Below are 26,358 nucleotides of genomic sequence, written 5' to 3'. Positions count from 1 at the left end.
TGTTAATTTCCAGCTAACACCGCGTTCGGAATAGATTAATTGTTATCAATGTAAAAGGGAAGTATATATTTAATAACATTCAGCACGTAAGGAAAATAAGGTGAAAACACGTTATCTCGGAAAAGAGAAGTTCCAGGTTTCCGCATTGGGTCTCGGATGTATGGGAATGAGTTTCGCCTACGGCGGCGCCGAGGAGTCGCAGGCGATTAATACGATTCATGCCGCGGTGGACATGGGCGTGACCTTCCTGGATTCTGCCGAAGTGTATGGTCCTTTCGATAATGAAGTTCTTGTCGGGAAAGCGATAAAAGGTATCCGCGATAAGGTGCAGATTGCCACCAAGTTTGGTTTTCGTATTTTGCCGACCGGCCAGGGACTGGAGCGGATGGCCGGCGTCGACAGTCGTCCGGAACATATTCGCGAGTCAGTGGAAGGGTCGCTGAAGCGGCTGAATATCGAGACCATCGATCTGCTCTATCAGCACCGCGTCGATCCGGCGGTGCCGGTGGAAGACGTGGTGGGCACCATGGCCGACCTGGTTAAAGAGGGGAAAATTCGCCATATCGGACTGTCGGAAGTCTCAGCCCAGACGCTGCGCCGGGCCTGCAAGGTGTATCCGATTACCGCCGTGCAGACGGAATACTCGCTGTGGACCCGCGAGCCGGAGGCCGGTATTCTCAACGCCTGCCGCGAGCTGGGGGTGGGCTTTGTCCCATACAGCCCGCTGGGCCGCGGCTTCCTGACGGGAAAAATCACCGATCCTGGCGTCTTCGCTGAGGATGATTTCCGCCGCAATCTGCCGCGCTTCCAGGCCGAGACCATGCGCAAAAACCAGCTGCTGCTTGAGCGCCTGCAGCAGGTGGCCACGCGCTATGACGCGACCCTTGCGCAGATTGCCCTTGCCTGGGTCATGAGCAAAGGCGAGGATATCGTGCCTATCCCGGGGGCGAGAAAAATTGCCCATCTGCGTGATAATGCCGGAGCCGCCAATATTACCCTCTCTCCTGAGGATATTCTCACCATCGAAGATATTTTCACTCCCGATAACGTCACTGGCTTACGCTATAACCAGGGCGACTTTAACTTAATCGAAAAATAACTCCCTGAATACTATTCTCCCGCCGTCCTGGCGGGAGATGAGGTTACTTATGACTATTGCTGTTTCCCGTTCGGCGGGATTGCCTGCGGCAGTTTATGCGCTTTCCGTGGGCTCATTTGGTATTGGTACCACCGAATTTGTGATTATGGGATTATTGCTTGATGTGGCCCATGATTTTCATATATCCATTACGCTTGCCGCCTGGTCTATTACCGCTTATGCCTGTGGGGTGGTGATTGGCGCGCCGCTCCTCACACCGCTATTAAGCCGCTACCCCAAAAAACCGGCGTTGTTATTTCTGATGATCTTGTTTTCCATCGGTAATTTAGGTTGCGGTATTGCCGGTAATATGACCATGCTCATTATTTTCCGGGTAATAACCGCCTTAGCTCACGCCTCATTCTTCGGCATCAGTTCGGTCTATGCCGCGGAGCTGGCGCCGGTGGATAAACGGGCTTCGGCGGTCTCCGCCGTCTTTCTCGGCGCCACCCTGGCCAATATTCTGGGCGTGCCCCTCGGCGCCTGGGTAGGGCAATACCTTGGCTGGCGCTACACCTTCTTTATGGTCACGCTGATTGGCATTCTTTCCGCCCTGGCAGTCATTGCCCTGGTGCCCGGCCGTCAGGCCCAACCGGCGGTGCAGAGTCGGATCCGCGACGAGCTGAAGGTGCTGCGCCATCCGACGGTGCTGCGCAGCCTGCTGATCACCGCGCTCGGGTTTTCCGGCGTCTTCGCCGCCTTTACCTACATTGCGCCCATGCTGAAAACCGTCACCGGGATGAGCGAACATCTCATTCCACCGGTGCTGGTGCTGTTTGGCGTCGGGATGGTCGCCGGGAATCACCTCGGCGGCCGCCTGACCGACGGTGGGGTCCGCCGGGCGCTGCTGCTGACCCTGGCCTTGCTTATCGTCGTCCTGTGCCTCTTTCCGTTCGCCATTCAGACGCTACCCGGCGCCTGCGCGGCGGTGTTTCTGCTGGGGGCGGCGATGTTCTCCACCATTCCGCCGCTGCAGATGCAGGCGCTGGACAGCAGTGAGACCGGCAAAAGCATGGTCTCCTCGTGCAATATCGCCGCCTTTAACCTCGGCAATGCCGCTGGCGCCTGGTTTGGTGGGCTGTTGCTCACCGCCGGCGTCTCCCTCTCGCATATTCCCCTGGCCGGTGCATGCCTGACCGCCAGCGGATTTGTTATCGCTAGCGTGACGTTGTCACCTTTAAAAGGAAGTCAAGCATGAAGTATCGGTATTTAGGTTCCACCGGGCTGTCGGTGTCGGAGCTCTGTTTTGGCGCCATGACGTTTGGTGAAAAAGGGGCCTTTCTCGGCGCGCCGGGACGCAACTGGTCGGAATTCGGCGTGGTGCCTGAGCATACGGCATACGATCTGGTGTACAAAGCGCTGGACGCCGGGATTAACTTTTTTGATACCGCGGACTGTTATAAAAACGGCCAGGGCGAAGAGCTGCTCGGTAACGCGCTGAAGGGGAAACGCCAGCAGGTGATTATCGGCACCAAAGGACGCTGGCAGACCGACCCCAATCCGAACGCGCTGGGGGCGTCGCGCTACCATATTATTAATGCCGTCGACGCCAGCCTGCAGCGGCTGAAAACGGATTATATCGATATATATCATCTCCACGGGTTCGATCCGCGCACCGCGCTGGAGGATACCCTGCGGACGCTGGATGCGTTGATTCGCGCCGGGAAAATTCGCTACATCGGGGTCTCCAACTACGCGGCCTGGCAGCTGGCGAAGGCGCTGGGGATCTCAGAGCGCCTCGGACTGGAAAAATTCTGCGTCTATCAGGGCTATTACAATATCGCCGCGCGAGAACTGGAGCATGAGATTATCCCGCTCAGCGTCGATCAGAACGTCGGCATCACCGTCTGGAGCCCGCTGGCCGGGGGCTTCCTCACCGGTAAATACCCTCGCAATCAGGCGTTTCCTGAGGGCAGTCGGCTGGCGAACGCCACCCCGTTTGAGTCGGCGCCGATCGCCAATCGCGAACAAGCCTGGCAGACTCTGGAAGTGATGCAGGAGATTGCCCGTCAGCGCAACGCCAGCGTGGCGCAGGTGGCGCTCAACTGGTTGCGTACCCGCCCGGGGATCACATCGCTGGTGATCGGCGCGACCAAACTCGCCCAGCTGGAGGATAACCTGGCGGCACTGAACTGGACGCTGAGCGACGAGGAGGCGGCGATCCTCAACAGCGTGAGCGAAAAAGAGAAGCCTTATCCCTACTGGCATATCTGCAATGTCGCCGGCGATCGCCGTCTGGCCGACGATATCTACCCCTAACTCACCCTGCACCCAGGCAACACGCGTATGCCCCCCTGGGGGCATACAGAGAGGCTCGATCGTGAAAAAAGTACTCATTGTTGGCGCCGGCCCGGTAGGGTTAATCATTGGCTGCTATCTGAATAAGTATGGAATTGATTTTGATATTATTGATAAAAATACACACAGCACCACCTGGTCCAAAGCGCTGAGCGTCAGTCCGGCGACGATTAAAGCCTTCCACGGCTTAGCCCTTGCCGGGGAGCTGACCGCCCAGGGCAAGCAGGTTCAGTCAATTTACGCCTGGTATAAAAACCGCAAGTTTCTGCATATTGATAACCGCCATCTCCCCACCTGCTATCCCTTCCATGTCAGTATCCCGCAGCCGCGGACGGAGAAGATCCTTGAAACGGCGCTGGCCGAGGCCGGTCAACTGGTGAAACGCGGACATCAGCTGGTCTCCTGGCGGCGGGAGGAAGGGCGCTATCACGTCTCTCTGCTCGACGATGCCCGCCGGGCCTGTTCCGCTACTTATGACTATATTATCGGCGCCGACGGCGCGGCCAGCACCGTCCGGGAGCTGGCCGGGATTGGCTTTAGCGGCCATGATTACCCGCTGCATTTTGTAATGGCGGACGTGCAGTTCGCCAGCGCGGCGACGCTCCCGGGAACCTCTTACTATATTGACGAGCTGGGCTTTCTGATCTTTCTGCCCATGCCGGACAATCAGGTCAGGATCGTGATTAAAAGAGCCGGTCGATTACCGTCGCCGCGTCCGGTGCCGGATCTGCAGGAGATCAACGTGGCGCTGGCGCGCTTCTGCCCCGAGGTTCCTCCGGCGCAGGCGCTGACCTGGTCCTCCAGCGCCAACTTCTATAACCGGATCGCCGATGACAATCTGCAGCACAATATCATGCTGGCAGGCGATGCTTTCCATCTGTTCAGTCCGATTGGCGGGCAGGGGATGAATACCGGTATTCAGGATGCGATTAACCTGGCCTGGAAGCTGGCCTTTTACCTGCATGGCGTCGCCAGCGACCGGCTGCTGGCATCCTATCGCACCGAGCGCTTCGCCGCGGTGAGCGGCGTGCTGCATGCCACCGATCACGATACCGGCCTGATTGCCGGTCTGGTGCCGAAAAATCATATCGACGCGGTCTACTTTCCGGAGTTTTGCAATCGTCACTATTATCGCCACCAGCTGCCGCTGCAGTACGCCGGCTTTGCCGCGCCGCAGAGCGCTCACCCGAACGGCCTGATGGGCCACCATGTCCCGTGGTACGTCTTTACCTCGCCGCAGGCGAGGTTTCGCAACAGTTATGACGCCTTCGCCAGCGGTAAGGTCGTGGTCTTTTCCGCGCGCGTCGACTGTCCTCCCTTATCCCGCCTGAAACCTGGCGGCTGGTTTATATTCTGCGCCCTTGACCCGGCGGACGAGGCGTTTCTCGAGGCGCTACAGATTGGCCGCGATGACTATGCGGTGATCAATCCCGATGGCTATGTGGGCTTTACCGGCAGCGAAGCCGGGACATCGCAGTATCTTTCCTCGCTCTACGTAATGGAATAATCATGAATAAAGTGTATATCGTCGCGGCCTGCCGTACGCCGGTGGGGCGTTTTCTTGGCGCCCTGAAAACGGTCTCTGCGGTGGAACTGGCCGCGCTCACCGTCCGCCACAACCTGCAGCAGGCCGGGATTGACCCGGCGTGGATTGACGAAGTGATCTGCGGCTGCGTCCTCGCCGCCGGGCAGGGGATGGGGCCGGCGCGTCAGGTCGCGCTGCGGGCGGGGATCCCGGTGCAAAAGCCGGCTTACACCCTGAATATGATCTGCGGTAGCGGTATGAAAAGTATTACCGAAGGGGCGATCCATATCCAGAGCGGTTATGCCGACATGGTCGTCGCTGGCGGGATGGAAAACATGAGCCAGGCGCCGTTTTTGCTGCGGGGAGAGATAAGGGGCGGCATGAAATTTGGCGCGTTCAGCAGCGAGGATCTGATCCAGAGCGATGGCTTAACCGATCCGCTGTTGCATATTCCGATGGGGGAAACGGCGGAGGCCATCGCCGCGCATGAGCAGATCTCGCGCGCAGAACAGGACCAGTACGCCCTCGACAGCCATCAAAAAGCCTCCGCCGCCAGCCGCGCCGGCCATTTTGCCGAGGAGATAGTGCCGGTGACGGTCAGCGCGAAGCGGGGCGTCAGCGTGGTCCGCGAGGATGAGCAGATCCGCCATGACCTTAGCGCCGACCAGCTGGCGGCGCTGAAACCGGCTTTTCGTCGCGACGGGAGCGTCACGGCGGGCAACGCCTCGGGGCTGAACGACGGCGCGGCGTCAGTGATCCTCGCCTCGGCGCGCGCCGTTGCGCAGTACGGCCTGCGGCCGCTGGCTGAGATAGTCGCCTTCGGCGAGGGCGGCGTCGACCCGGCGATGATGGGGCTTGGGCCGCTGCCGGCCATGACGTGCGCTCTGCGCCGCGGGCGTTTTCAGCTCAGCGATATGGCGCGACTGGAAATTAACGAAGCCTTTGCCGCGCAGGTGCTGGGGGTGGTCAAGGGGCTGGCCCGCGAGCATCAGATGACGGCGGAGGAGATAGCCGCCCGCCTGAACGTCAACGGCGGCGCGATTGCCCTCGGGCACCCGCTCGGCAGTTCCGGAACCCGGATTGTCGTGAGCCTCCTGCACGCGCTGCGCCGGGAGAATAAACCGACCGGCCTGGCCTCGCTGTGTATCGGCGGTGGGATGGGTATTGCGTTAATTGTGAAAACGATCTGAGGAGACAAGCGCCATGGAAAAATTAATTGTGGTGGGTGAGAAATTTACCGATTTTGCCCGGCGGCATCAGAACGTGCTGACCGTCAACGAGTTTGAGCGTTTTGTCTGGAGCGGCGAGCTCGCCGGCGTCGATAAAATCGTCATTGGTCAGGGCGTGCAGCTCGACGACATCTCCCGCACGGTCTGCATTATTCGTCAGCACTATCCGGATAAAATCCGCCAGATCGTCAATCTGCAGGATCTCTATTATCAAAACAACCGCGATCATCAGCGGCTGGTGCATAAACGTAAAAAAGAGAACATCCTCATCACCTCGCCGGAAAAACGCGATGAAGATAGTTATTGCGCGCGTCTGATCCTGCAGGACGCCTCGGAGCTGCTCTGCGACCACCAGACCGGGCAACACATCCAGGGGATGGTGCTGATCGAGGCGGCGCGGCAAACCATCATCGCCACCTCGGAGAAATTTCTGCTGGCGGAGGCGGGCGTGGCGATGGACGAGAAGTACTTCACGCTGAGCTCGCTGCAGGTAGCTTTTTCCAGCTTTGTTTTCCCGCTGCCGGTGACCATTGTGCTGAATGTGGTGTCGCGCAAAAGCTCAGCCCACGGCCGCTTTACCTGCGAGTGTTCGGTCGGTTTTGACCAGACCGGCACCCGCAAAGCGGAAGTCGGCTTTAGCTTCAGCGTCTATGACCTGAACTACATTACTCGTAAGGAGTGTGAGCAGGCGGCGCTCTGCCATCAACATTATCTGGTCAGTATTGAGCAGGGGGACGGGGATGAGCATCGCCTTTTTTGACGTGGATGAAACGCTGATTACCGGCAAAAGTATGTTCCTGTTTCTGCACCGCTATGCCGAGGAATATTCGCTGCAGTGCGGTTTGACGGCCGCGGCGATTGTCCGCCAGCTCCAGGCGCTTAGCAAAGCGGGTCAACCGCGGGAGGCGATCAATCGCTACTACTATTCGCTGTTTCGCCATGAGCCGCGCGCCCAGGTACGGGCGGTTGCTGAGGCACTGTATCGCGAAGGTGGGTACGGTTTTCACCGAGAGGTGGTGGCGATCCTCCGGCAACATCAGGCGCGCGGGGATGACGTGGTGTTTGTCTCCGGATCGATGACCGACATTCTCTGGCCGGCGATGGCGGCGCTGGGGGTGGAGCATGCCCTGTGTTCAGAGCCGGTGGTGGTTGACGAACACTATACCGGGGAACTCTGGCGGACCGCCATTGGCGAACATAAGGCGTTGCATGCTCAACGCTACGCGCAGGAACGGGGCCAGCCGCTGGCGGCGTGCTATGCCTTTGGGGACCATATCTCGGATCTGCCGCTGCTCGCGCTGGTTGGCAACCCCTGCGCGGTCAATCCGTGCGCAGCGCTGCTGGCGGAGTCGCAGCGTCGGGGATGGCCGGTGCTGTGGTCTAACGGCGGTTGACGGCACGATAGCGAAAAAAAGGGGGCGGCGCTACGCCACCCCCTGATTCACACCCTGACGGGGATCAGCCCGGGTAGATGCCGCGGTCTTTACGCGCCATCAGGATGCGCTCGCAGGCCACGATATAGGCGGCGGTACGCAGCGTACACGCTTTCTCGGCGGCTTTATCGCAGACGTGAATAATGGCGTCGGTCATGATGCGGTCCATCTTAGCGTTGATCTCTTCTTCGCTCCAGAAGAAGCTGGCCATATCCTGCACCCACTCAAAATAGCTGACGGTCACCCCGCCGGCGTTACAGATAACGTCCGGCACTACGATCACGCCGCGCTCGGCCAGCACGTCGTCCGCTTCCGGATAGGTTGGGCCGTTGGCCCCTTCCAGCACCAGTTTGCAGGTCAGCTTCTCCGCGCGCTCGCGGGTGATTTGCCCTTCCAGTGCCGCCGGGATCAGAATGTCCATCGGGGTGGTCCAGAAGGCGTCTTTATCGATCTCCTGGGCGCCAGGGAAACCGGCAATCTGCTTTTTCTCCGCCTGCCAGGCGGTGAGGGCGGCCATATCAATCCCGCCTTCGTTATACAGGGTCGCGGTATGATCCTGAATGACCACCACGCGGGCGCCGACGCCGGCGAACAAGCGGGCTGCTTCGCTACCGACGTTACCAAAGCCCTGCAGCGCCACTTTGGCGCCTTCAATTTCGATACCGGCGCGACGAGCCACTTCCCGGCCGGTGACAAATACGCCACGCCCGGTGGCCTTTTCACGGCCGAGGGAGCCGCCGAGGTGGATCGGTTTGCCGGTGACCACGCCGGTGATGGTGGTGCCATGGTTCATGGAGTAGGTGTCCATCATCCACGCCATTACTTTACCGTTGGTGCCGACGTCCGGCGCCGGGATATCTTTCTGCGGCCCGATAATAATGCCGATTTCGCTGGTGTAGCGGCGGGTCAGACGCTCCAGTTCACCTTCTGACAGTGAGAAGGGGTCGACGCGAATGCCGCCTTTGGCCCCGCCGTAAGGAATATTGACCGCGGCGCACTTAATGGTCATCCAGGCAGAAAGTGCCATGACTTCGTTAAGATCGACATCCGGATGGTAGCGAACACCACCTTTACCCGGTCCACGCGACAGATTGTGCTGAACGCGATAGCCCTCGAAGTGGCGGATGGTGCCGTCGTCCATTTGCACAGGAATGTCGACGATCAGCGCACGCTTCGGATGGCGCAGGGTTTCCACCCAGTAGGCAAGATCGCCGAGATAAGGCGCGACACGGTCGATCTGGCGCAGGTAGGTGGTCCATGGAGATGTACTACTTTCAGATGCGTAAGATAACTTTTCCATAAGAGTCCTGTTTCTCAGTGTTATTTATGTCGTGTAAAACCGTGGAATAGCTACAGCAGTAAACTCTGTGCAATGAATGGTATCACCAATTTTATAAAGCGGTATTTGACGGCAATTCCGATTTTTAAATTTTTGTTAGATTTTTTATTTTTTAAGTGAATAACTACGCACGCCAACCACCCGCAAGCTGTGCATTTTAATTCACTTTTTATTCACTTAAGTGCATAGGAAAATATTTTTTCTATGTTTTTCATTATCTTGATGATCTTCAAAAAGTGAATAAATTGCTTCCCCCCGTATTGACAATCTTATTGTTCACAGGCCAGCATTAGCCCACACAACAACATGACGTTAACCATGAATTAACAAATACCCGCAAAATAAATAGGGCTTATTTTTCCTGTGGTGAATATATTTGCCATCACAGCGGGCGCGCTCGTGCCCAAAATAAGCCGAGGGTCAGGGTTAATGTCGATTGTCCAACGCGGCGGGAGCGTTTTCCGTCGTCTTACGTTCCGGAGATGAATGATGTCAGGCACTATGACTCGCGAAGATTTTGACGCTTACCTGGTTCCCTGTTTTGCCCCCGCGCCGTTTATTCCGGTCAGGGCGGCGGGTTCCCGCGTCTGGGACCAGCAGGGGAAAGAGTATATCGATATGGCGGGCGGCATTGCGGTGAATGCCTTAGGCCATGCCCATCCGGCGCTGGCTCAGGCCCTGCAGGATCAACTGGCGAAACTGTGGCATATCGGCAATGGCTATACCAACGAGCCGGTGCTGCAGCTGGCGAAAACCCTCGTGCAGTCGACCTTTGCCGATAAGGTGTTTTTCTGCAACTCCGGCGCCGAAGCCAACGAGGCCGCTCTCAAACTGGCGCGGAAATACGCTCACGATAAGTTTGGTGGTGAAAAAAGCGAAATCATCGCCTTCAACCATGCCTTCCATGGCCGGACGCTGTTCACCGTCTCCGTCGGCGGCCAGCCGAAATATTCCAGCGATTATGCTCCGCTGCCGCAGGGCATTACCCATCTGCCCTATAACGACATCGAGGCGGTCACCGCGGCCATCTCTTCGCGCACCTGTGCGGTGATCGTCGAGCCGATCATCGGCGAAGGCGGCGTGATACCCGCTGACCCGGCGTTCCTCCAGGCGCTGCGCACCCTCTGCGATCGCCATCACGCGACCCTGATATTCGATGAGGTGCAGACCGGGGCGGGCCGTACCGGCCATCTCTACGCCTACCAGCACTACAACGTCGTCCCGGACATCCTCACCAGCGCCAAAGGGCTGGGGGGCGGCTTCCCAATCGGCGCGATGCTGGCGAAAGAGGCCTGGGCGCAGGTCTTCCAGCCCGGCACCCATGGCACCACCTTCGGCGGCAACCCGCTGGCGGCGACCGTCGCTAACGCCGTGCTGGCCCATCTCGATGCGCCGCTGCTGGCGGGCGTTGGCGAGCGCCATGCGCTGATTGTTGACCAGTTGAATGCGATCTCTGCCCGTTACGATGCGTTCAGCGCCGTGCGCGGCACCGGTCTGCTGATCGGCGCTGAGCTGGCGGGGCCGCTGCGCGGCAAGGCCAAAACGTTGACCAACCTGGCGGCGGAAGAGGGGCTGATCGCCCTGATTGCCGGCCCGGACGTGCTGCGCTTCGCGCCGGCGCTCAATATCCCGCTGGCGGATATTGCGGAAGCCTTCGTGCGCCTTGATCGCGCCGTTGCTCGCTTAACCCGCTAACCGGGAGGACGGCCTGTGATGCTATTTCGTCCCGTACGGGAAAACGATCTCGACGACATCGTCCGCCTTGCCGCGCGGGCGGGGGTCGGCATGACCTCCTTACCGCATGATGCCGGGCGCCTGGCCGCCCGTATCCAGCGCAGTATCGAGACCTTCGCCGGCGAACTGCCGCGCGGCCAGCAGGGTTTCCTGTTTGTGCTGGAAGACACCGCGCTGGCGCGGGTGGTGGGGGTGAGCGCCATTGAGGTCGCGGTGGGCCTGGACGAGCCGTTTTACAATTTTCGCATTCAGAAAACGGTTCGCGCCTCGAAAGCGCTGGGAGTCTATAAGCCTCAGGAGCTGCTTAATCTCAGCTATGACCACACCGGGCACAGCGAACTGTGTACGCTGTTTCTCGACCCGGCCTATCAGCGCAACCGCAATGGTCTGCTGCTCTCCAAGGCGCGCTTTTTATTTATCGCCGCCTTCCGCGAGTGGTTTTCCCCGTACCTGTTTGCAGAACTGCGCGGCTGCAGCGATGAGCAAGGGCAGTCGCCGTTCTGGGATGCGCTGGGCCATCACTTCTTCGACATCCCGTTTGCCGATGCCGACCGGCTGACCGGCACCGGCATGAAAACCTTTATTGCCGAACTGATGCCGGCTTACCCGATCTATATCTCACTGCTGCCGGAAGCGGCCCGCGAGGTCATCGGTCAGGTGCATCCCAATACCGCCCCGGCGCGGGCGATCCTCGAGAAAGAGGGATTCAGCTGGCGCGGCTCGGTGGATATTTTCGATGCCGGTCCGGTGCTGGAGGCGAACACCGATCAGATCCGCGCCGTGCGCGACAGCCAGTGTCTGCCGGCCCGGCAGCTGATGGGTACGCTGTTGGCGCCGACGCTCGTCGCCAACGGTCAGTTCGACAATTTCCGGGCGCTGCTGGTGGCCCACGAAGAGCAGGTCTCACTGGATGCCGCCGCGCTGGACGCGCTGCAGGTCAGTGATACTGACCGCGTTTATACGGTAACCCTGAATCCAGAGGAAAACAGATCATGGCGGTAAAAGCACAGTTTATAGCCGGGCAGTGGCAGGCGGGCAGCGGGGCAACGATGAGCAAACTGGCCCCGGAGGATCAGTCGCTGCTGTGGCAGGCGGCCAGCGCGGGTGCCGACGACGTCCAGGCGGCCTGCGCCGCGGCGCGCGCGGCGTTTTACCCCTGGTCGCACCGGCCGCTGGCCGAGCGTATTGCCGTGGTGGAGCGTTTTGCCGCGCTGCTGGAGACACATAAAGAGGCGCTGGCGACCCAGATTTCCCGCGAGACCAGCAAGCCGCTGTGGGAGACCCGCACCGAAGTACAGGCGATGATCGGCAAGGCCGCGATCTCCATCGAGGCCTATCACCAGCGGACGGGCTTTCATGAGTCGACGCTGCCGGACGGAAAAGCACAGCTGCGCCACAAACCGCACGGCGTGATGGCGGTCTTTGGTCCCTACAACTTCCCGGGCCACCTGCCCAACGGGCACATCATTCCGGCACTGATTGCCGGGAATACCATCGTGTTTAAACCCAGCGAGCTGACGCCGGCCACCGCCGAAATGACGGTCCAGCTGTGGCAGCAGGCGGGCGTTCCCGACGGGGTGATCAATCTGCTGCAGGGCGGAAAAGCCACCGGCCAGGCGCTGCTGGAAAATCGTGATGTCGACGGCGTGCTGTTCACCGGCAGCGCGGCGGCCGGTTTCCACTTTCATCGCTATTTCGGCGGCCAGCCGGAGAAGATGCTGGCCCTCGAGATGGGCGGCAACAACGCGCTGATCGTCGCCGACGTGGCCGATGTCGATGCGGCGCTGCATGTGATTATCCAGTCGGCGTTTATCTCCGCCGGGCAGCGCTGCACCTGCGCGCGCCGGCTGATCGTGCCGCGCGGCGAGCAGGGGGATGCGCTGCTGCAGCGGCTGGTCGCGGCCAGCGCGCAGATCCGCGCCGGCAAGTGGGATGACCAGCCAGCGCCGTTTATGGGCGGAGTGATTTCTCTCGACGCCGCGCAGAACATGCTGGCGGCGCAGCAAAAACTGGAGGGGCTCGGCGGCAAGGTGCTGCTGCGCATGCGCCAGCCCGACCCGCGTTCCACGGTGCTGACGCCGGGGATCGTCGACGTCACCGGTATCGAGGTGCCGGATGAAGAATACTTTGGCCCGCTGCTGACGGTTATCCGTTATGACGATTTCCCGGAGGCCATTCGCCTCGCCAACCAGACCCGCTATGGCCTGGCCGTCGGGCTGATCTCCAGCGATGCGGCGCAGTTTGACCAGCTGGCGGACGAGGCGCGGGCCGGGATCGTCAACTGGAACAAGCCGCTGACCGGCGCCTCGAGTAAAGCGCCGTTTGGCGGGGTGGGCGCCTCCGGCAACCATCGCGCGGCAGCGTGGTACGCCGCCGATTACTGTGCCTGGCCGATGGCCTCTCTGGTCAGCGATACGCTGACGCTTCCGGCGACGGTATCGCCGGGCCTGCCATTCTGATAACGGATCCTGTGAGGACATATGTCTGGTTTTGAAGCAAACTTTGATGGCCTGGTCGGCCCGACGCACCACTACGCCGGACTCTCCGTCGGCAATGAAGCCTCGCAAAATAACCGCGATGGTCTCTCTAACCCTAAAAAGGCGGCGCTGCAGGGGCTGTATAAAATGAAAGCCCTTGCCGATCGCGGATTCGTGCAGGGCATTCTGCCGCCCCAGCCGCGGCCGAATCTACGTCTGCTGCGCGAAGTCGGTTTCCAGGGCAGCGATGAGCAGGTCATCCGGCAGGCGGCCCACGCGGCGCCGCAGCTGCTCTCCGCCTTCAGCTCCGCCTCGTCGATGTGGACCGCCAACGCGGCGACCGTCTCACCGTCGGCGGACAGTGCCGATGGCAAAGTCCATTTCACCGTCGCCAACCTGAACAATAAGCTGCACCGTATGCAGGAGGCGCCCACCACCTCGGCGATCCTGGGCGCCACGTTCGCCGATCCGCGCTACTTCGCCCACCATGCGGCGCTGCCGCAGCATGGCGACCTCGGCGATGAAGGGGCGGCCAACCATAACCGCTTCTGCCGGGAGTATGACCGACAGGGGGTGCAGTTTTTTGTCTACGGTCGACGCGCCAGCGGCGGGATCGCCCCGGTGAAGTATCCGGCGCGGCAGACCCTCGAGGCCAGCGAGGCGGTGGCCCGCCTGCATCAGCTGGATCCGCGCTACACGGTGTTTGCCCAGCAGGCGCCGCAGGCTATCGATCGCGGCGTGTTTCACAACGACGTCATCGCGGTCAGCAATCGCCATGTGCTGTTCCACCATCAGCAGGCGTTTGTCGATCAGGCGACGGTGCTGGCGACGCTACGGGCTAAAAGCGACAGTCTGGATATCCCGTTCACCAGCGTGGAAGTGCCGGACGAGCGGGTGTCGCTCGATGACGCGGTGGCCTCTTACCTGTTCAACAGCCAGCTGCTGAGTAAACCTGACGGCAAGATGCTGATCGTGGTGCCGGAGGAGTGCCGCCAGCGGGAAAACGTCTGGCGCTATCTGAGCGACCTCGCCGCCGACAGCGCATCGCCGATCGATGAAGTGGCGGTCTTTGACCTGCGGGAAAGCATGCGCAACGGCGGCGGCCCGGCCTGTCTGCGGCTGCGGGTGGTGCTCAACGAGGCTGAACGCCAGGCGGTCAACGCCCACAGTCTGATGAACGACGAGCGTTATCAGCAGCTGACGGCATGGGTGGAAAAACACTATCGCGACCGGCTGCACGCCCGCGATCTGGCGGACCCGCAGCTGCTGCGCGAGGTTTATCAGGCGCTGGATGAGCTGACGCAGATCCTGCGCCTGGGCGCGGTCTATGATTTTCAGCGTTAAGGAGCGGCAGATGGAGCACCTGGTTAACGATTTACTGCACTGCCGCCTGCAGGAGTGGAGCTTCCCGGCGGGCATCGAGGCCCGCTGGCTGGGCGAGGGGATCCTGCAGTTGCTGCCGACGGCGCCGTGGCGCCAGGCGACGATCCTCTCCGCGGGCGTGCATGGCAATGAGACCGCGCCGACGGAGCTGCTGCTGCAGTTGACCCACGATCTGAGCCAGGGGCGGCAGCCGCTCACTCAGGCGCTGCTGATCGTCTTTGGTAACCTGCCGGCGATCCGCGCCGCACGCCGCTATCTGCACAACGACCTGAATCGCCTGTTCGGCGGCCGCCATCTGGCGGTCACCCCGGGGAATGAGTCGCGGCGGGCTTTTGCGCTGGAGCAGGCGGTGCAGGCCTTCTATCGCGCCGCCGATGTGGCGGGTCCGGTCAACCGTAGCCATCTCGATATGCACACCGCCATTCGCGGGTCGCTGTATCGCCAGTTTGCGCTGCTCCCGGCCCACGCGGAGGATTTTTCGCCTGGCTTCTACCAGCTGTTGCAGGCCAGCGGGATGGACGCCATCGTGCGCCATACCGAAGCGGGCGGCACCTTCACCCATTTCACCTGCGAAAAGTTCGCCGCGCAAAGCGCCACCCTGGAGCTGGGGGAAGTGATGCCGTTCGGCGCCAACGATCTCAGCCTGTTCGCCGCCACCGACGCGGCGATCCGGGCCTGGATTTCTGACGCGCCGCTGCCGCCGCGCGACAAAGCGCCGGTGGATTACTTCCTGGTCGAGGAGAGCATCATCAAGCGCGAGGGGGAATTTATGCTTAATCTCGCGGCCAACGTTGAGAACTTCACCGCGCTCCCGGCGGGGTACGAAATCGCTCGCCAGGCGGAGAAACGGTGGGTGGTGCAGGCCCGGGCCCCCTATATCCTCTTTCCCAATGCCGGGGTCGCCACCGGTCAGCGCGCCGGGCTGCTGCTGCGCGCCGCGGCTCTTCGCCTCCCACAACCAGCCTGAGGAAACACCATGACTGAACATCAACATCAGGCGTCTCCTGCCGCCGGAGGTGAGGGCGCGTCACAGCTTAAACGCGGGCTCGGCGCCCGCCACATTCAAATGATTGCCCTCGGGGGCGCCATCGGCACCGGGCTGTTTATGGGGGCGGGGCGCAACATCGCCGTTGCCGGCACCTCGATTCTGGTGATCTATGTGCTGGTCGGGTTCTTTACCTATATGGTGATGCGGGCGATGGGGGAGCTGCTGCTCACCCGCCATGACTACCGCTCGTTTGCCGACTTTGTCGGCGAGTATCTCGGGCCGCAGGCCAGCTTTTACCTCGGCTGGACCTACTGGCTAAGCTGGGTAGTGACCTGCATTGCCGACGTGGTGGTCTGCGGGAGCTATATGCAGTACTGGTTCCCGGAACTGTCGGCATGGATGCCGGCCCTCAGCATGCTGGCGATCCTGTTCCTGCTTAACCTGCTGTCGGTGAAAATGTTTGGCGAGGCGGAGTTCTGGTTCGCCCTGATCAAGGTGATCACCATTATCGCCCTGATCGGCACCGGCGGCTGGATGATTGCCACCGGCTGGACTTCTCCGGACGGCGTGACGGCTTCTCTCAGCCATCTTACCGACCCGACGGCTTTTATGCCTCACGGTATCACCGGTTTTTTCGCCGGCTTCCAGATAGCGATCTTCTCCTTTACCGGCATTGAGCTGCTGGGCACCATGACGGCGGAGACCCGCGATCCGCAGCGCATTTTGCCCAAGGCGATCAATGCTCTGCCGCTGCGGATTATCATCTTCTATCTGCTGTCGATGGTGGTGATTATCGCCGTCGCCTCCTGGCCGGGGGTATCGGCGGAGACCAGTCCGTTCGTGACGCTGTTTGCCAAAGCCGGGCTGCCCGCGGCGGCGGCGGTGATTAACTTCGTGGCGCTAACCTCGGCGATGTCCTCGGCCAACAGCGGCGTCTTCTCCAGCACCCGCATGCTGTACGGCCTGTCGGTGGAGAAGCATGCGCACTGGCAGTTTCGCATCCTGTCGCGCAATACCCGCATCCCGGTGCGTAGCCTGCTGTTCTCCTGCTTCTGCATGCTGATCGGCACGCTGCTGCTGTTCCTGGTACCGAATGTGATGACCCTGTTCACCATCGTCTCGACCCTGGCGGCGATTATGGTGGTGTTCAGCTGGGGGATGATCCTCGTGGCCTATCTGGTCTATCGCCGTCAGCGTCCGGACCTGCACGCCGGGTCGATCTTTAAGATGCCTGCCGGGGTGGTAATGAGCTGGGTGAGCCTGCTGTTCTTCGCCTTCGCCATCTTCATCATGATCTTTGACCCGGACACGCTGCTGGCGCTGTTGGCTTCTCCGCTGTGGTTTATCGCGCTGTGGGGCTTCTGGAAGCTGAAGCAGCGGCGTGAGGGGCAACTGACACTGGATAACCAGAGCGCCTGACACTCGCCGGCCAACCTGGCCGGCTAAGCAGGAGGTGAAGACGTTACGTCTGTTTCTGCCCGGTGGCGGCTGGCGCCTTACCGGGCCTACTGTCTTACTGAGCCTGGGATGAGCAGTTTCCCCCGCGGCGTGATCCCCCTCTGTAGGCCCGCGCAAGCGCCGCGCCGCCGGGCAGGATACTCGGCTCCGTAGCGGCTTTACTGCCCGGTGGCGGCTGGCGCCTTACCGTGCCTACATGCTACCGGACCTGGAAGGTGCGGTTTCCCCCGCGGCGTGATCCCCCCAGGCACGCGCAAGCGCAGCGCCGCCGGGCAGGATAGTCGGCTCCGTAGCGGCTTTTCTGCCCGGTAGCGGCTGGCGCCTTACCGGGCCTACATGCTTACCGGACCTGGGATGAGCGGTATCCCCCCGCGGCGTGATCTCCCTCTGTAGGCCCGCGCAAGCGCAGCGCCGCCGGGCGGGATAGTCGGCTCCGCAGCGGCTTTACTGCCCGGTGGCGGCTGGCGCCTTACCGGGCCTACATGCTTACCGGACCTGGGATGAGCGGTATCCCCCGCGGCGTGATCTCCCTCTGTAGGCCCGCGCAAGCGCAGCGCCGCCGGGCAGGATAGTCGGCTCCGTAGCGGCTTTTCTGCCCGGTAGCGGCTGGCGCCTTACCGGGCCTACTGACTTACTGAGCCTGGGATGAGCGGTTTCCCCCGCGGCGTGATCTCCCTCTGTAGGCCCGCGCAAGCGCAGCGCCGCCGGGCGGGATAGTCGGCTCCGTAGCGGCTTTACTGCCCGGTGGCGGCTGGCGCCTTACCGGGCCTACTGTCTTACTGAGTCTGGGATGAGCGGTTTCCCCCGCGGCGTGATCCCCCTGTAGGCCCGCGCAAGCGCAGCGCTGCCGGGCGGGATACTCGGCTCCGCAGCGGCTTTTCTGCCCGGTGGCGGCTGCTGCCTTACCGGGCCTACATGCTTACGGACCTGGGATGAGCGGTTTCCCCCGCAGCGTGATCCCCCCAGGCACGCGCAAGCGCAACGCCGCCGGGCGGGATAGTCGGCACGCTACCTGCCCAGACGGCTGCGGTTAGGCGCTTTCCGCCCGGGAAGGGGCTGCACCCGGCGCGGACTTCATCCGGCTGGCGCAGAAAATTGCCAGCAGCGAAATCACCACCGTAACGCCCAGATAAACGGCCACCGGCCGCCAGTCCCCGTCATATTTTGCCAGCAGACCGGTGGCGATAAGCGGCGCGGTGCCCCCGGCCAGCGCGGCACCCAGCTGGTAGCCGAGGGTGATCCCGGTATAGCGCACATTGGCGCTGAAAATCTCAGAGCACAAGGTGCCGAGCACCGCAGTTACCGGCGCCCACAGGATGCCGAAGGCAACGACCGTCGCCAGCATGATGCCCCAGCTGGTGCCGGTGTCGAGCAGCAGGAACCACGGAACGATAAACAGACCCAGCAGCACCACGCTCAGGGTATACATCTTTTGCCGCCCCACCTTGTCTGACAGCAGCCCCATCAGCGGGATCATCACGGTGGCCACCAGCGCGCCCAGGGTCACGGATTCCAGCGCCTGCGACTTCTGGTAGCTCAGGGTGGTGGTGGCATAGCTGACCACAAAGGTGGAGAAGATATAGAATGGGGCGGTCTCCACCACTTTCAGACCGGCGGCAATCAGCACTTCCCGCCAGTGGTGCTTGAGCGTTTCGCGCAGCGGGGCCTTCGCCACCTGGCCGGATTTTTTCACCTGCTTAAAGGCGGGCGTTTCGTCGATATCTTTGCGGATCCACAGGCCGAGAAAAACGAGAACGGAGCTGAGCAGGAACGGTATACGCCAGCCCCAGGCGAGAAACTGTGTCTCGTCAAACAGGGTCATCAGCGAGACGATAAACGTCGCCATCAGCATGCCGATGGTCACGCCGGCTTGGGGAATGCTGCCGAAAAAGCCTTTCCGCTTCTCCGGCGCGTATTCGTAGGCCATCAGCAGCGCACCGCCCCATTCACCGCCGATACCCATGCCCTGAATAATGCGCAGGGTTATCAGCAGGGCGGGCGCCCAGAGGCCCACCATCTCATAGGTGGGAAGCAGGCCGATCGCCACCGTGGCGCTGCCCATCAGCGACAGGGTCAGCACCAGCGTCTTCTTGCGGCCGATGCGATCGCCGATATGAGCGAAAATGACGCCGCCGATGGGGCGGATAAAAAACGTCAGCGAGAAGGAGAGCCAGGAGAGGATCAGGCCGATGACCGGGTCGACCATCGGAAAGAAGATTTTGTTGAACACCAGCGCGGCGGCGGTGCCATAGAGAAAATAATCGAACCATTCGATGGCGCTGCCTGTCAGGCTGGCGATCAGGACCTTCTTGTTTTTCTGCAGAATGGATGCAGTGTTGTCTTGTGGATTGCTCATTACGAAACGTTCTCCCGCCACGGTAAATAGGTCAGGTGTCACTCTGTGTAAACAGGGTGCAACCTGGTGTGAAAAGGTTGTGTAATTGTTAAGCAACTTAGGGATGAAGGTTACAATTGGCAAGTTCATCGCTGGCAAACTGGGCGTTATGACGCGGTTTGGACTGGTGTAACCGCGACGCTATTTTTTATTTTCCACCTGATTTTGCTGTTTTTTGTTATTTTCATAGTGAGTTGTTCAGGTGCAACCCGCCTGTTTTTAGATGTTTCTTGTTATTTCAAAATGGTTACAAATTAACGCCGCTTTGCCTCCCGCGAGGCGGCGTTTATGATGGCGAAAGCATCCTCTCCGATCGGCTGAGAGGGAATTAAGGAGACAGAATGGCAGAACAATTTCCCCGGCTGTCGGCGGCGACGCTGGCGGCGGCTAACCAGGTCGGCGCCTGGCTGGCGCAGGACGATCTGGCGATGCTACCCGCGCTGCCGCAGGTGGACGTGGTGGTGCTGGCCGGCAACGCCGTGATCCCGACCATCGACGCCGCCTGCCGGCTGGCGGCGGAACGGGAAGTCCCGCTGCTGATCAGCGGCGGCGTGGGACATTCTACGAACTATCTCTACGAGGCGGTGCGCCAGGATACCCGTTACCGTATGTTGCCGGTGGTGGGGCGTCCGGAAGCGCATATTCTGGCCGATATTGCTCATGACTACTGGCAAATTCCGCGCTCGCGGCTGGTGGTGGAGGACCAGTCGACCAACTGCGGCGAGAACGCCCGTTTTACCCGGACCACGCTGGAGAACGGGGGGATCCTGCATCGTCGCGGGATCGTCATTCAGGACCCCACCATGCAGCGGCGAACCATGGCCACCTTCGCCCGCGTCTGGCAGGGAGTGACGACGCCGCCACAGTGGCTGAGCTTTCCCGGCTGCTCGCCGGTGCTGGAGCAGACCGATGGTCAACTGGGGTTCGCGGGCGGCGGGGCGGGGCTGTGGCCGGTCGCCCGCTACCTGGGGCTGCTGCTGGGCGAGCTGCCGCGCCTGCAGGATACGCCTGAAGGATACGGTCCGCGGGGGAAAGACTTCATCAGCCACGTCACCTTCCCGCCGGAGATCCTCGATGCCTGGCGACAGCTGCGGGAGGACGGCCAGCTTGCCGGGGCGCTGCAGGCCCGCACCCTCGGCTGAAAACTGCCCGTTTGCGGCAGATTTATCGCAAACGGGCAATTTGTGTTATTGAAATGTAACCTCAACCGGGCATTTTTGGCCCGGTTTTATGAATCAGCTCACAGAACTGCGCCAACGTGCTGCGAAGCCACGGCTTATCCGCCCGATATTTAACAAAAAAATCACTTGTTAAATACAAATGCACTACAGGAGCAGCCATGACAGCACCCGTTCAACACCAAATGTATATTGATGGCCAGTTCGTTTCCGGTCGCGGCGACGGCTGGATCGACGTACTTAACCCGGCGACCGAAGCGCTGCTGTCGCGGATCCCGGACGGGACTGCCGAAGAGGCGCGGCTGGCGATTGACGCGGCTGAGCGCGCCCAGCCCGCCTGGGAAGCGCTGCCGGCCATTGAGCGTGCGGGTTGGTTACGCAAAATTGCCGCTGGTATCCGCCAGCGTGCTGAAGAGATTGCCGGGCTGATCGTGGCTGAAGGCGGCAAGATCCAGCAGCTGGCTGCGGTGGAAGTCGCATTCACCGCGGACTATCTCGACTATATGGCCGAATGGGCGCGCCGTTACGAAGGCGAGATCGTGCAGAGCGATCGCCCTGGGGAGAATATCCTCGTCTTTAAACGCGCGCTGGGGGTGACCACCGGGATCCTGCCGTGGAACTTCCCGTTCTTTCTTATCGCCCGCAAGCTGGCGCCGGCCCTGATCACCGGGAATACCATCGTCATTAAGCCCAGCGAATTTACGCCCAATAATGCCATCGCCTTTGCCGAGATTGTCCATCAGGTAGGGTTGCCGAAAGGGGTCTTTAACCTGGTGCTCGGCCGCGGAGAAACCGTTGGTCAGGAGCTGGCTGGCAATCCAAAGGTGGCGATGGTCAGCATGACCGGTAGCGTGGCGGCAGGAGAGAAAATCATGGCCGCTGCGGCGAAAAATATCACCAAAGTGTGCCTCGAACTCGGCGGCAAAGCGCCAGCCATTGTGATGGATGATGCGGATCTGGAGCTGGCGGTGAAAGCGGTGGTGGACTCGCGGGTGATTAACACCGGGCAGGTGTGTAACTGCGTCGAGCGGGTCTATGTTCAGCAGGACATTTACGACCGCTTCGTCAACCGCCTCGGCGAGGCGATGAAGGCCGTGCAGTTTGGCGACCCGGCGACGCGGGATGACATCGCGATGGGGCCGCTGATCAACGCGGCGGCGCGGGACCAGGTGGCGGGCAAAGTGGCGAAGGCGGTGGCGCAGGGGGCGCGGGTGGCGCTGGGCGGGCAGCCGCTGGAGGGCAAAGGCTATTTTTATCCGCCGACCCTGCTGCTGGATGTGCGTCAGGAGATGGACATTATCCACGAGGAAACCTTCGGGCCGGTGCTGCCGGTGGTGGCGTTTTCGACCCTCGATGAGGCGCTGGCGATGGCCAATGACAGCGACTATGGCCTGACCTCCTCGATCTATACCCGCGATCTGAACGTGGCGATGAAGGCGATTAAGGGACTGAAGTTCGGCGAAACCTATATCAACCGGGAAAACTTTGAGGCGATGCAGGGTTTCCACGCCGGCTGGCGCAAATCGGGGATCGGCGGCGCTGATGGCCGCCACGGGCTGAATGAGTACCTGCAGACCCAGGTGGTCTATCTGCAGGCCTGAGGTACTTAACTCCGAGCCGGCGGGCAGCTCAGGCGGCCCGCCGTTCGCTTAGCGGGCGAATTTCTCCAGCACGCGGATCAGCTGGGTGACGAAGCCGTATTCGTTATCATACCAGGCGACGGTTTTCACCAGCTGTACGCCGCCGGCCTCCACAATCTCCAGCTGGGTGGCATCGTAGATCGAGCCGAAATGGCTGCCGATGATGTCGGAAGAGACAATCTCTTCTTCGGTGTAGCCGAAGGATTCATTGCCCTCAGCCGCCTGCTTCATCGCCTGATTGACCTCATCCGCAGTCACTTTTTTCTCCAGCACCGACACCAGCTCTGTCACCGAACCCGTTTTTGTCGGCACACGCTGGGCATGGCCCTTCAGTTTACCGCTCAGGGCGGGGATCACCAGGCCGATGGCCTTTGCCGCACCTGTGGTGTGCGGGATGACGTTTTCTGCCGCCGCTCTGGAGGCGCGCAGATCTTTGCCGCGCGGCCCGTCCACCAGCGACTGGGTGCCGGTATAAGCATGGATGGTGGTCATGGTGCCCACGGTGATGCCGAAGGCATCCTGGAGGACTTTGGCCATCGGCGCCAGGCAGTTGGTGGTGCAGGAGGCCACGGAGATGATGGTGTCATCCGGGGTCAGGGTGTCATCGTTGACGTTGTAGACGATGGTTTTCATCTCGCCAGCGGGGGCGGAAATCAGCACTTTGCGCGCGCCGGCCTGGAGATGGGCTTGCGATTTCTCGGCCGAGGTGTAAAACCCGGTACACTCCACAATCACCTCTGCGCCTGCCGCCTGCCACGGAATATGCTGCGCCTCTTTTTCGGCATACACCGTAATGGTTTTGCCGTTGACGATCAGCGCATCTTCCGTAAAGTCGACGCTCCACGGAAAGGGGCCGTAGTTTGAATCATGCTTCAACAGGTAGGCCAGCACCTTTGGCGAGGTGAGGTCGTTGATAGCCACCACTTCCAGGCTGCTGTCGACTTCTAATAAACGGCGTAACACCAAACGTCCGATACGACCAAATCCATTAATCCCAAGTTTACTCATGGACATTCTCCGGTTGGTAAAACGACTCGATGTGATAAAACTCCTCCAGGCTTAGTCCTGTCCCCCTGATTGGTCAACTGACAATCTGTGCGATATGCCAGCGTTTCCGGGCCGGGGAGGAAAAAAGTGGATGTTTTCCCGGCCTTTTTTAGCGCTGACGGCAGGGAATAATTTTTGTTACCGGAGATGAGGGGGCCGCCTGCTGGCGAAGCGGTGAAAAGCGTCTATGCTTAACTATTGAATAGCTTAGTAAAATATTGACGTTAGACGAAGGGAGAGGTTATGGGATTCTGGAGAATCGTTTTCACTATTATTCTGCCGCCGCTGGGCGTACTGCTGGGGAAAGGCTTCGGCTGGGCGTTTATTCTCAACATTATTCTGACCCTGCTGGGCTATATTCCTGGCCTGATCCACGCCTTCTGGGTGCAGACACGCGACTGAGGGGCGAGCAGATAACCACGCCTCCCCCTGGGACCCGCTCAGGGGGGCATCAGGCTCTCTTTATACAGCAGCGTATTATCCTTCGACCAGTAGTGCCGGGTCTCCTCTTCCAGATCAACAATCCACTTAAACACGCCGGCGCTGGCGAGATCCTTGCAGTACTGTTCAAAGTTGATGGCGCCGGCAAAATGGCGGATGACCGCGGCCGAGGTCAGCCGATGGCTGGGGGCGCTGCGCACGCGTAGCAGGCCGCGAGCGCTTTTTATCGAAATCACCTCGTCGTTTGCCATCACGAAATTCATATTGCCGGTGGAGACAAAATAGATGTAGTAGGAGACCTGATGCCGGCGGAGTTCACTGGCGAAGGTGGTAAAATCGGCATCCGCGCGAACCTGTTCGAAAAAGTGACCCAGCCTTGCCAGCAGTTCCATTTCAATCCTTGTTGTGTTGTTGCTGCGCATGGTTTCGGCGTCTGTCGGCATAAACCATTCACACGTTTACTTATTCGTATTTTAATAATATAGGCGCGTTATATTAATGGTTATTATGTAACTGGAACATCGTTTCAAGTGTTACAAGCTATTGCAAAGGTTCGCAGGGGATCCTCGAGGCAGGCAGAAGGTGGGATAAGACGGGAAGGGGCGAAATTAGCGCCGGCGATGTTCGTCGCCGGCGGGGCCATGAGCCGCGGCTATTTCTGGATCAGATAGCGAATGGTTGGGCCATCCTGCTGAATATCCAGCACCGTATAGCCGTGGTTCCTGACATCGAGTGGAATGTTATTGATCGACTGCGGACAGTCGCTGACCACTTCCAGGATCTCGCCTTTTTGCAGGGAGGGCATCGCTTCCAGAGTGGCCACGGCCGGATAGGGACAAGGTTCGCCGACCATATCCAGGCGATAATCAGGGATGATGTTTTTCATGCGCTCTCCTTCACGGTCCGGACCGCCGTCGACTGGCGGCGGAAAAAATGTCTTTCCCAGGCGATCACCAGCAGCAGGGCGATCAGCAGCAGCAGATAGGTCGCCAGCAGCCCGCCGAAGGGACCGAAGGCGTTCAGCAGGTTGATTTTCTGCCAGTGGGTGGCGAGCGGAGCGGCGATATCGTCCCAGCACCAGGCGAGCAGCGTTGAGCCAATGACATTGCCCAGCCCAACCCACCAGTAGTGAACCTGGCCCTCCACCGCACGATACATCCAGCCGGTTTCACAGCCGCCGGCCAGCACGATGCCAAAGCCAAACAGCAGCCCGCCAATCGCCGCATTGGGACCGGCCCACATAATTTTCGGCGCCATCCCCAATTGCACATAGCTAAAGATACCGATGGCGCTCGCCGCCATGCCGAAGATAATCGCCTTCGCCATCACCGTCCGGCCGGTGATCCACATATCGCGAAAGGCGGAGGTAAAGCAGATCTGCGCGCGCTCAATAAGCAGACCGAAGCCGATGCCGAACAGCATCGCCAGGCCGAGCGCCGGGTGGTCTGCGGCGGTGAGCAGGCCCCAGCCGATCATGGCGAAAAAGATCACCATGCCCAGCCGGAAACGGCGGCGCGCCTGCTGCGGTTTTTGGGTTAACGGCGAGGCGGCGGACACCTTTTGCATTTTTACCGGGATGCGAAAAAGGGGCAGCAGCGTGAAGCGGGCGCCAAACCAGGAGCCGATGGCGGTGGCGATGGCAAACAGCCAGGCGTGCAGGGAGAACTGCGGAATACCGGTGAAAAAAGCCGCCAGATTGCAGCCCATCGCCAGACGTGCGCCGAACCCGGCGATGATGCCGCCTGCCACGGCCTGCACAATGCGGATCCGGCTGCGTGGAAAGCGCAGTTTGACGTTATTGGCCCACAGCGCGGCGGCCAGGCAGCCGCCGAACATGCCGATGATCATCCTGCCATCGATGCGGGTCAGCGGCGTCCCTTCGAGATGAATCAGCTGGTAATAGCCCCACTGTTCGCTGTGGACGCCCAGCAGTTGCAGCAGCTGACCACCCCAGCGGGTGAATTCGCCGGTCACCGCCCAGAAGGTGCCGGTGATGCCAAAATAGTAGGTAGAGAGGATGCCCGCCGCGATGACCGCCGGGACAGGGGACCAGAACCGGATAAGCCAGGCCTGTTTGAAGGATTGCCATGTCATAAAAATGCCTCTGAACTCAGAAGGTATTAAAGGTCGATGACCGACCGAAGGGGGCAAATAGTACCCGCCTCAGCGCCTGCTTTCTCTGTTTTGGATCAAGGCCCTACGCTTGCGCCACCACGGCAAGCAGCGCCAGCAGTGCGGGCAGCGCCTGAATATAGAGAATTTTGCGGCTGGCGGTTAGCGCGCCGAAAATCCCGGCGACCAGCACGCAGGCCAGGAAAAAGATAACCACCTGCACCCCCGGCGCCCCCAGCCACAGCCCCCACGCCAGGCCGGCGGCCAGAAAACCGTTATACAACCCCTGGTTGGCCGCCAGCACCCGGGTCTCCCGGGCGAAATCGGCGCTGAGGTTAAAGGCCCGGCGCCCGGCGGGGGCTTCCCAGAGAAACATCTCCAGCACCAGGATGGCGAGATGAATAATAGCGACCAGCGCAACGAGGAGAGTGGCTAACACAGCAGTCCTTAATCAATAAGATGAATGTGTCTGCAGTATAGCTGCAAGCGCTAACGAAGCGGGAGCGCCGCTGCTATAGTGCAGATAGGGTCATGTTTTCTGCC

The 26,358-nt window shown here is 60.5% G+C and carries 24 protein-coding genes and 1 pseudogene; 16 read left to right on the top strand and 9 right to left on the bottom strand.

The features are described from left to right. Nucleotides 1–100: 100 nt before the first annotated feature. The 7 genes from DTA24_RS15970 to DTA24_RS15940 all read left to right on the top strand — a co-directional run bounded on the left by DTA24_RS15970 (nucleotide 101) and on the right by DTA24_RS15940 (nucleotide 7,584). A complete protein-coding gene (locus DTA24_RS15970; protein ID WP_032732908.1) occupies nucleotides 101–1,099 on the top strand; it encodes an aldo/keto reductase in 999 nt (332 codons plus the stop codon). Nucleotides 1,100–1,148: 49 nt separating this feature from the next. Then, nucleotides 1,149–2,336 (top strand): MFS transporter, encoded by a 1,188-nt coding sequence (locus tag DTA24_RS15965; RefSeq protein WP_008805102.1) that lies wholly within the window; start codon nucleotides 1,149–1,151, stop codon nucleotides 2,334–2,336. Beyond that, complete coding sequence (locus DTA24_RS15960) at nucleotides 2,333–3,397, top strand: aldo/keto reductase (protein WP_008805101.1); 1,065 nt, start codon at nucleotides 2,333–2,335, stop codon at nucleotides 3,395–3,397. The genes DTA24_RS15965 and DTA24_RS15960 overlap by 4 nt, the downstream gene beginning before the upstream one ends. 61 nt (nucleotides 3,398–3,458) lie before the next feature. Further along, on the top strand, nucleotides 3,459–4,943 hold the full coding sequence (locus DTA24_RS15955; protein WP_046622571.1) for an FAD-dependent oxidoreductase: 1,485 nt from the start codon (nucleotides 3,459–3,461) through the stop codon (nucleotides 4,941–4,943). A 2-nt stretch (nucleotides 4,944–4,945) separates the two neighbouring features. Next, on the top strand, nucleotides 4,946–6,151 hold the full coding sequence (locus DTA24_RS15950; protein ID WP_039103271.1) for an acetyl-CoA C-acyltransferase: 1,206 nt from the start codon (nucleotides 4,946–4,948) through the stop codon (nucleotides 6,149–6,151). 13 nt (nucleotides 6,152–6,164) lie between these two features. Further along, the gene (locus DTA24_RS15945; RefSeq protein WP_012541915.1) at nucleotides 6,165–6,950 is read left to right on the top strand and encodes an AfsA-related hotdog domain-containing protein; all 786 of its coding nucleotides are present in this window, start codon (nucleotides 6,165–6,167) and stop codon (nucleotides 6,948–6,950) included. Beyond that, nucleotides 6,931–7,584: an HAD family hydrolase gene (locus DTA24_RS15940; protein ID WP_064160344.1), complete on the top strand. Its 654-nt coding sequence runs from the start codon at nucleotides 6,931–6,933 to the stop codon at nucleotides 7,582–7,584. Before DTA24_RS15945 ends, DTA24_RS15940 begins: the two co-directional genes overlap by 20 nt. 64 nt (nucleotides 7,585–7,648) lie before the next feature. On the opposite strand, the gene DTA24_RS15935 is transcribed toward DTA24_RS15940, so the two are convergent. Both DTA24_RS15935 and DTA24_RS28255 read right to left on the bottom strand, forming a co-directional pair. After that, the gene (locus tag DTA24_RS15935; RefSeq protein WP_008805096.1) at nucleotides 7,649–8,923 is read right to left on the bottom strand and encodes a Glu/Leu/Phe/Val family dehydrogenase; all 1,275 of its coding nucleotides are present in this window, start codon (nucleotides 8,921–8,923) and stop codon (nucleotides 7,649–7,651) included. A gap of 212 nt (nucleotides 8,924–9,135) precedes the next feature. Beyond that, nucleotides 9,136–9,282 (bottom strand): annotated as a pseudogene (locus DTA24_RS28255) (hypothetical protein). A gap of 169 nt (nucleotides 9,283–9,451) precedes the next feature. Here DTA24_RS28255 and DTA24_RS15930 point away from each other — a divergent pair. From DTA24_RS15930 to DTA24_RS15905, 6 genes are read left to right on the top strand one after another with little or no spacing between them, the layout of a single operon-like run. Continuing rightward, nucleotides 9,452–10,657 (top strand): bifunctional succinylornithine transaminase/acetylornithine transaminase, encoded by a 1,206-nt coding sequence (locus DTA24_RS15930; protein ID WP_012968351.1) that lies wholly within the window; start codon nucleotides 9,452–9,454, stop codon nucleotides 10,655–10,657. Between the two features lie 18 nt (nucleotides 10,658–10,675). Continuing rightward, the gene (gene astA / locus DTA24_RS15925) at nucleotides 10,676–11,698 is read left to right on the top strand and encodes an arginine N-succinyltransferase (RefSeq protein WP_164481339.1); all 1,023 of its coding nucleotides are present in this window, start codon (nucleotides 10,676–10,678) and stop codon (nucleotides 11,696–11,698) included. Next, nucleotides 11,689–13,155 (top strand): succinylglutamate-semialdehyde dehydrogenase, encoded by a 1,467-nt coding sequence (gene astD, locus DTA24_RS15920; RefSeq protein WP_123836941.1) that lies wholly within the window; start codon nucleotides 11,689–11,691, stop codon nucleotides 13,153–13,155. Before astA ends, astD begins: the two co-directional genes overlap by 10 nt. Nucleotides 13,156–13,176: 21 nt before the next feature. Next, a complete protein-coding gene (astB, locus tag DTA24_RS15915; protein ID WP_004148240.1) occupies nucleotides 13,177–14,517 on the top strand; it encodes an N-succinylarginine dihydrolase in 1,341 nt (446 codons plus the stop codon). Nucleotides 14,518–14,527: 10 nt separating this feature from the next. Continuing rightward, entirely contained in the window at nucleotides 14,528–15,523 is a 996-nt protein-coding gene (astE, locus tag DTA24_RS15910) for a succinylglutamate desuccinylase (RefSeq protein WP_123836940.1), read from the top strand. A gap of 9 nt (nucleotides 15,524–15,532) precedes the next feature. Beyond that, nucleotides 15,533–16,963, top strand: a complete 1,431-nt coding sequence (locus DTA24_RS15905) for an amino acid permease (protein ID WP_008805091.1) — start codon at nucleotides 15,533–15,535, stop codon at nucleotides 16,961–16,963. A gap of 1,069 nt (nucleotides 16,964–18,032) precedes the next feature. Here DTA24_RS15905 and DTA24_RS15900 read toward each other — a convergent pair. Beyond that, nucleotides 18,033–19,358 (bottom strand): MFS transporter, encoded by a 1,326-nt coding sequence (locus DTA24_RS15900; protein WP_123836939.1) that lies wholly within the window; start codon nucleotides 19,356–19,358, stop codon nucleotides 18,033–18,035. A gap of 380 nt (nucleotides 19,359–19,738) precedes the next feature. On the opposite strand from DTA24_RS15900, the gene DTA24_RS15895 reads away from it, so the two are divergent. Further along, nucleotides 19,739–20,539 (top strand): YdcF family protein, encoded by an 801-nt coding sequence (locus tag DTA24_RS15895; RefSeq protein WP_109909980.1) that lies wholly within the window; start codon nucleotides 19,739–19,741, stop codon nucleotides 20,537–20,539. A 61-nt stretch (nucleotides 20,540–20,600) separates the two neighbouring features. Here the strand turns inward: DTA24_RS15895 and DTA24_RS28250 are convergent, their stop codons facing one another. After that, complete coding sequence (locus DTA24_RS28250) at nucleotides 20,601–20,738, bottom strand: hypothetical protein (RefSeq protein WP_055323486.1); 138 nt, start codon at nucleotides 20,736–20,738, stop codon at nucleotides 20,601–20,603. On the opposite strand from DTA24_RS28250, the gene aldA reads away from it, so the two are divergent. Beyond that, on the top strand, nucleotides 20,737–22,176 hold the full coding sequence (gene aldA, locus DTA24_RS15890) for an aldehyde dehydrogenase (protein ID WP_042947953.1): 1,440 nt from the start codon (nucleotides 20,737–20,739) through the stop codon (nucleotides 22,174–22,176). The genes DTA24_RS28250 and aldA overlap by 2 nt on opposite strands. A gap of 48 nt (nucleotides 22,177–22,224) precedes the next feature. Here the strand turns inward: aldA and gap are convergent, their stop codons facing one another. After that, entirely contained in the window at nucleotides 22,225–23,223 is a 999-nt protein-coding gene (gap, locus tag DTA24_RS15885) for a type I glyceraldehyde-3-phosphate dehydrogenase (protein WP_016160929.1), read from the bottom strand. 282 nt (nucleotides 23,224–23,505) lie between these two features. Between gap and DTA24_RS15880 the strand changes: the two genes are divergently transcribed. Beyond that, nucleotides 23,506–23,664 carry a YqaE/Pmp3 family membrane protein gene (locus DTA24_RS15880; protein WP_002903230.1) on the top strand — a complete coding sequence of 53 codons (159 nt, stop codon included), beginning with the start codon at nucleotides 23,506–23,508 and terminating at the stop codon, nucleotides 23,662–23,664. Nucleotides 23,665–23,702: 38 nt separating this feature from the next. On the opposite strand, the gene DTA24_RS15875 is transcribed toward DTA24_RS15880, so the two are convergent. The 4 genes from DTA24_RS15875 to DTA24_RS15860 all read right to left on the bottom strand — a co-directional run bounded on the left by DTA24_RS15875 (nucleotide 23,703) and on the right by DTA24_RS15860 (nucleotide 26,254). Next, nucleotides 23,703–24,095 carry a DUF1398 domain-containing protein gene (locus DTA24_RS15875; protein ID WP_008805086.1) on the bottom strand — a complete coding sequence of 131 codons (393 nt, stop codon included), beginning with the start codon at nucleotides 24,093–24,095 and terminating at the stop codon, nucleotides 23,703–23,705. 260 nt (nucleotides 24,096–24,355) lie between these two features. Then, the gene (gene yedF, locus DTA24_RS15870) at nucleotides 24,356–24,589 is read right to left on the bottom strand and encodes a sulfurtransferase-like selenium metabolism protein YedF (RefSeq protein ID WP_022066006.1); all 234 of its coding nucleotides are present in this window, start codon (nucleotides 24,587–24,589) and stop codon (nucleotides 24,356–24,358) included. Next, complete coding sequence (yedE, locus tag DTA24_RS15865; protein ID WP_012541906.1) at nucleotides 24,586–25,797, bottom strand: selenium metabolism membrane protein YedE/FdhT; 1,212 nt, start codon at nucleotides 25,795–25,797, stop codon at nucleotides 24,586–24,588. Before yedE ends, yedF begins: the two co-directional genes overlap by 4 nt. 103 nt (nucleotides 25,798–25,900) lie before the next feature. Further along, on the bottom strand, nucleotides 25,901–26,254 hold the full coding sequence (locus tag DTA24_RS15860; RefSeq protein WP_022066007.1) for a DUF1304 domain-containing protein: 354 nt from the start codon (nucleotides 26,252–26,254) through the stop codon (nucleotides 25,901–25,903). Nucleotides 26,255–26,358 lie beyond the last annotated feature (104 nt).

The organism is Klebsiella sp. P1CD1 (assembly GCF_003790505.1).
Classification (GTDB): domain Bacteria; phylum Pseudomonadota; class Gammaproteobacteria; order Enterobacterales; family Enterobacteriaceae; genus Klebsiella; species Klebsiella variicola.
Note: the sequence above shows the minus strand (reverse complement) of the source record. Positions and strands in the feature narration are given on the sequence as shown.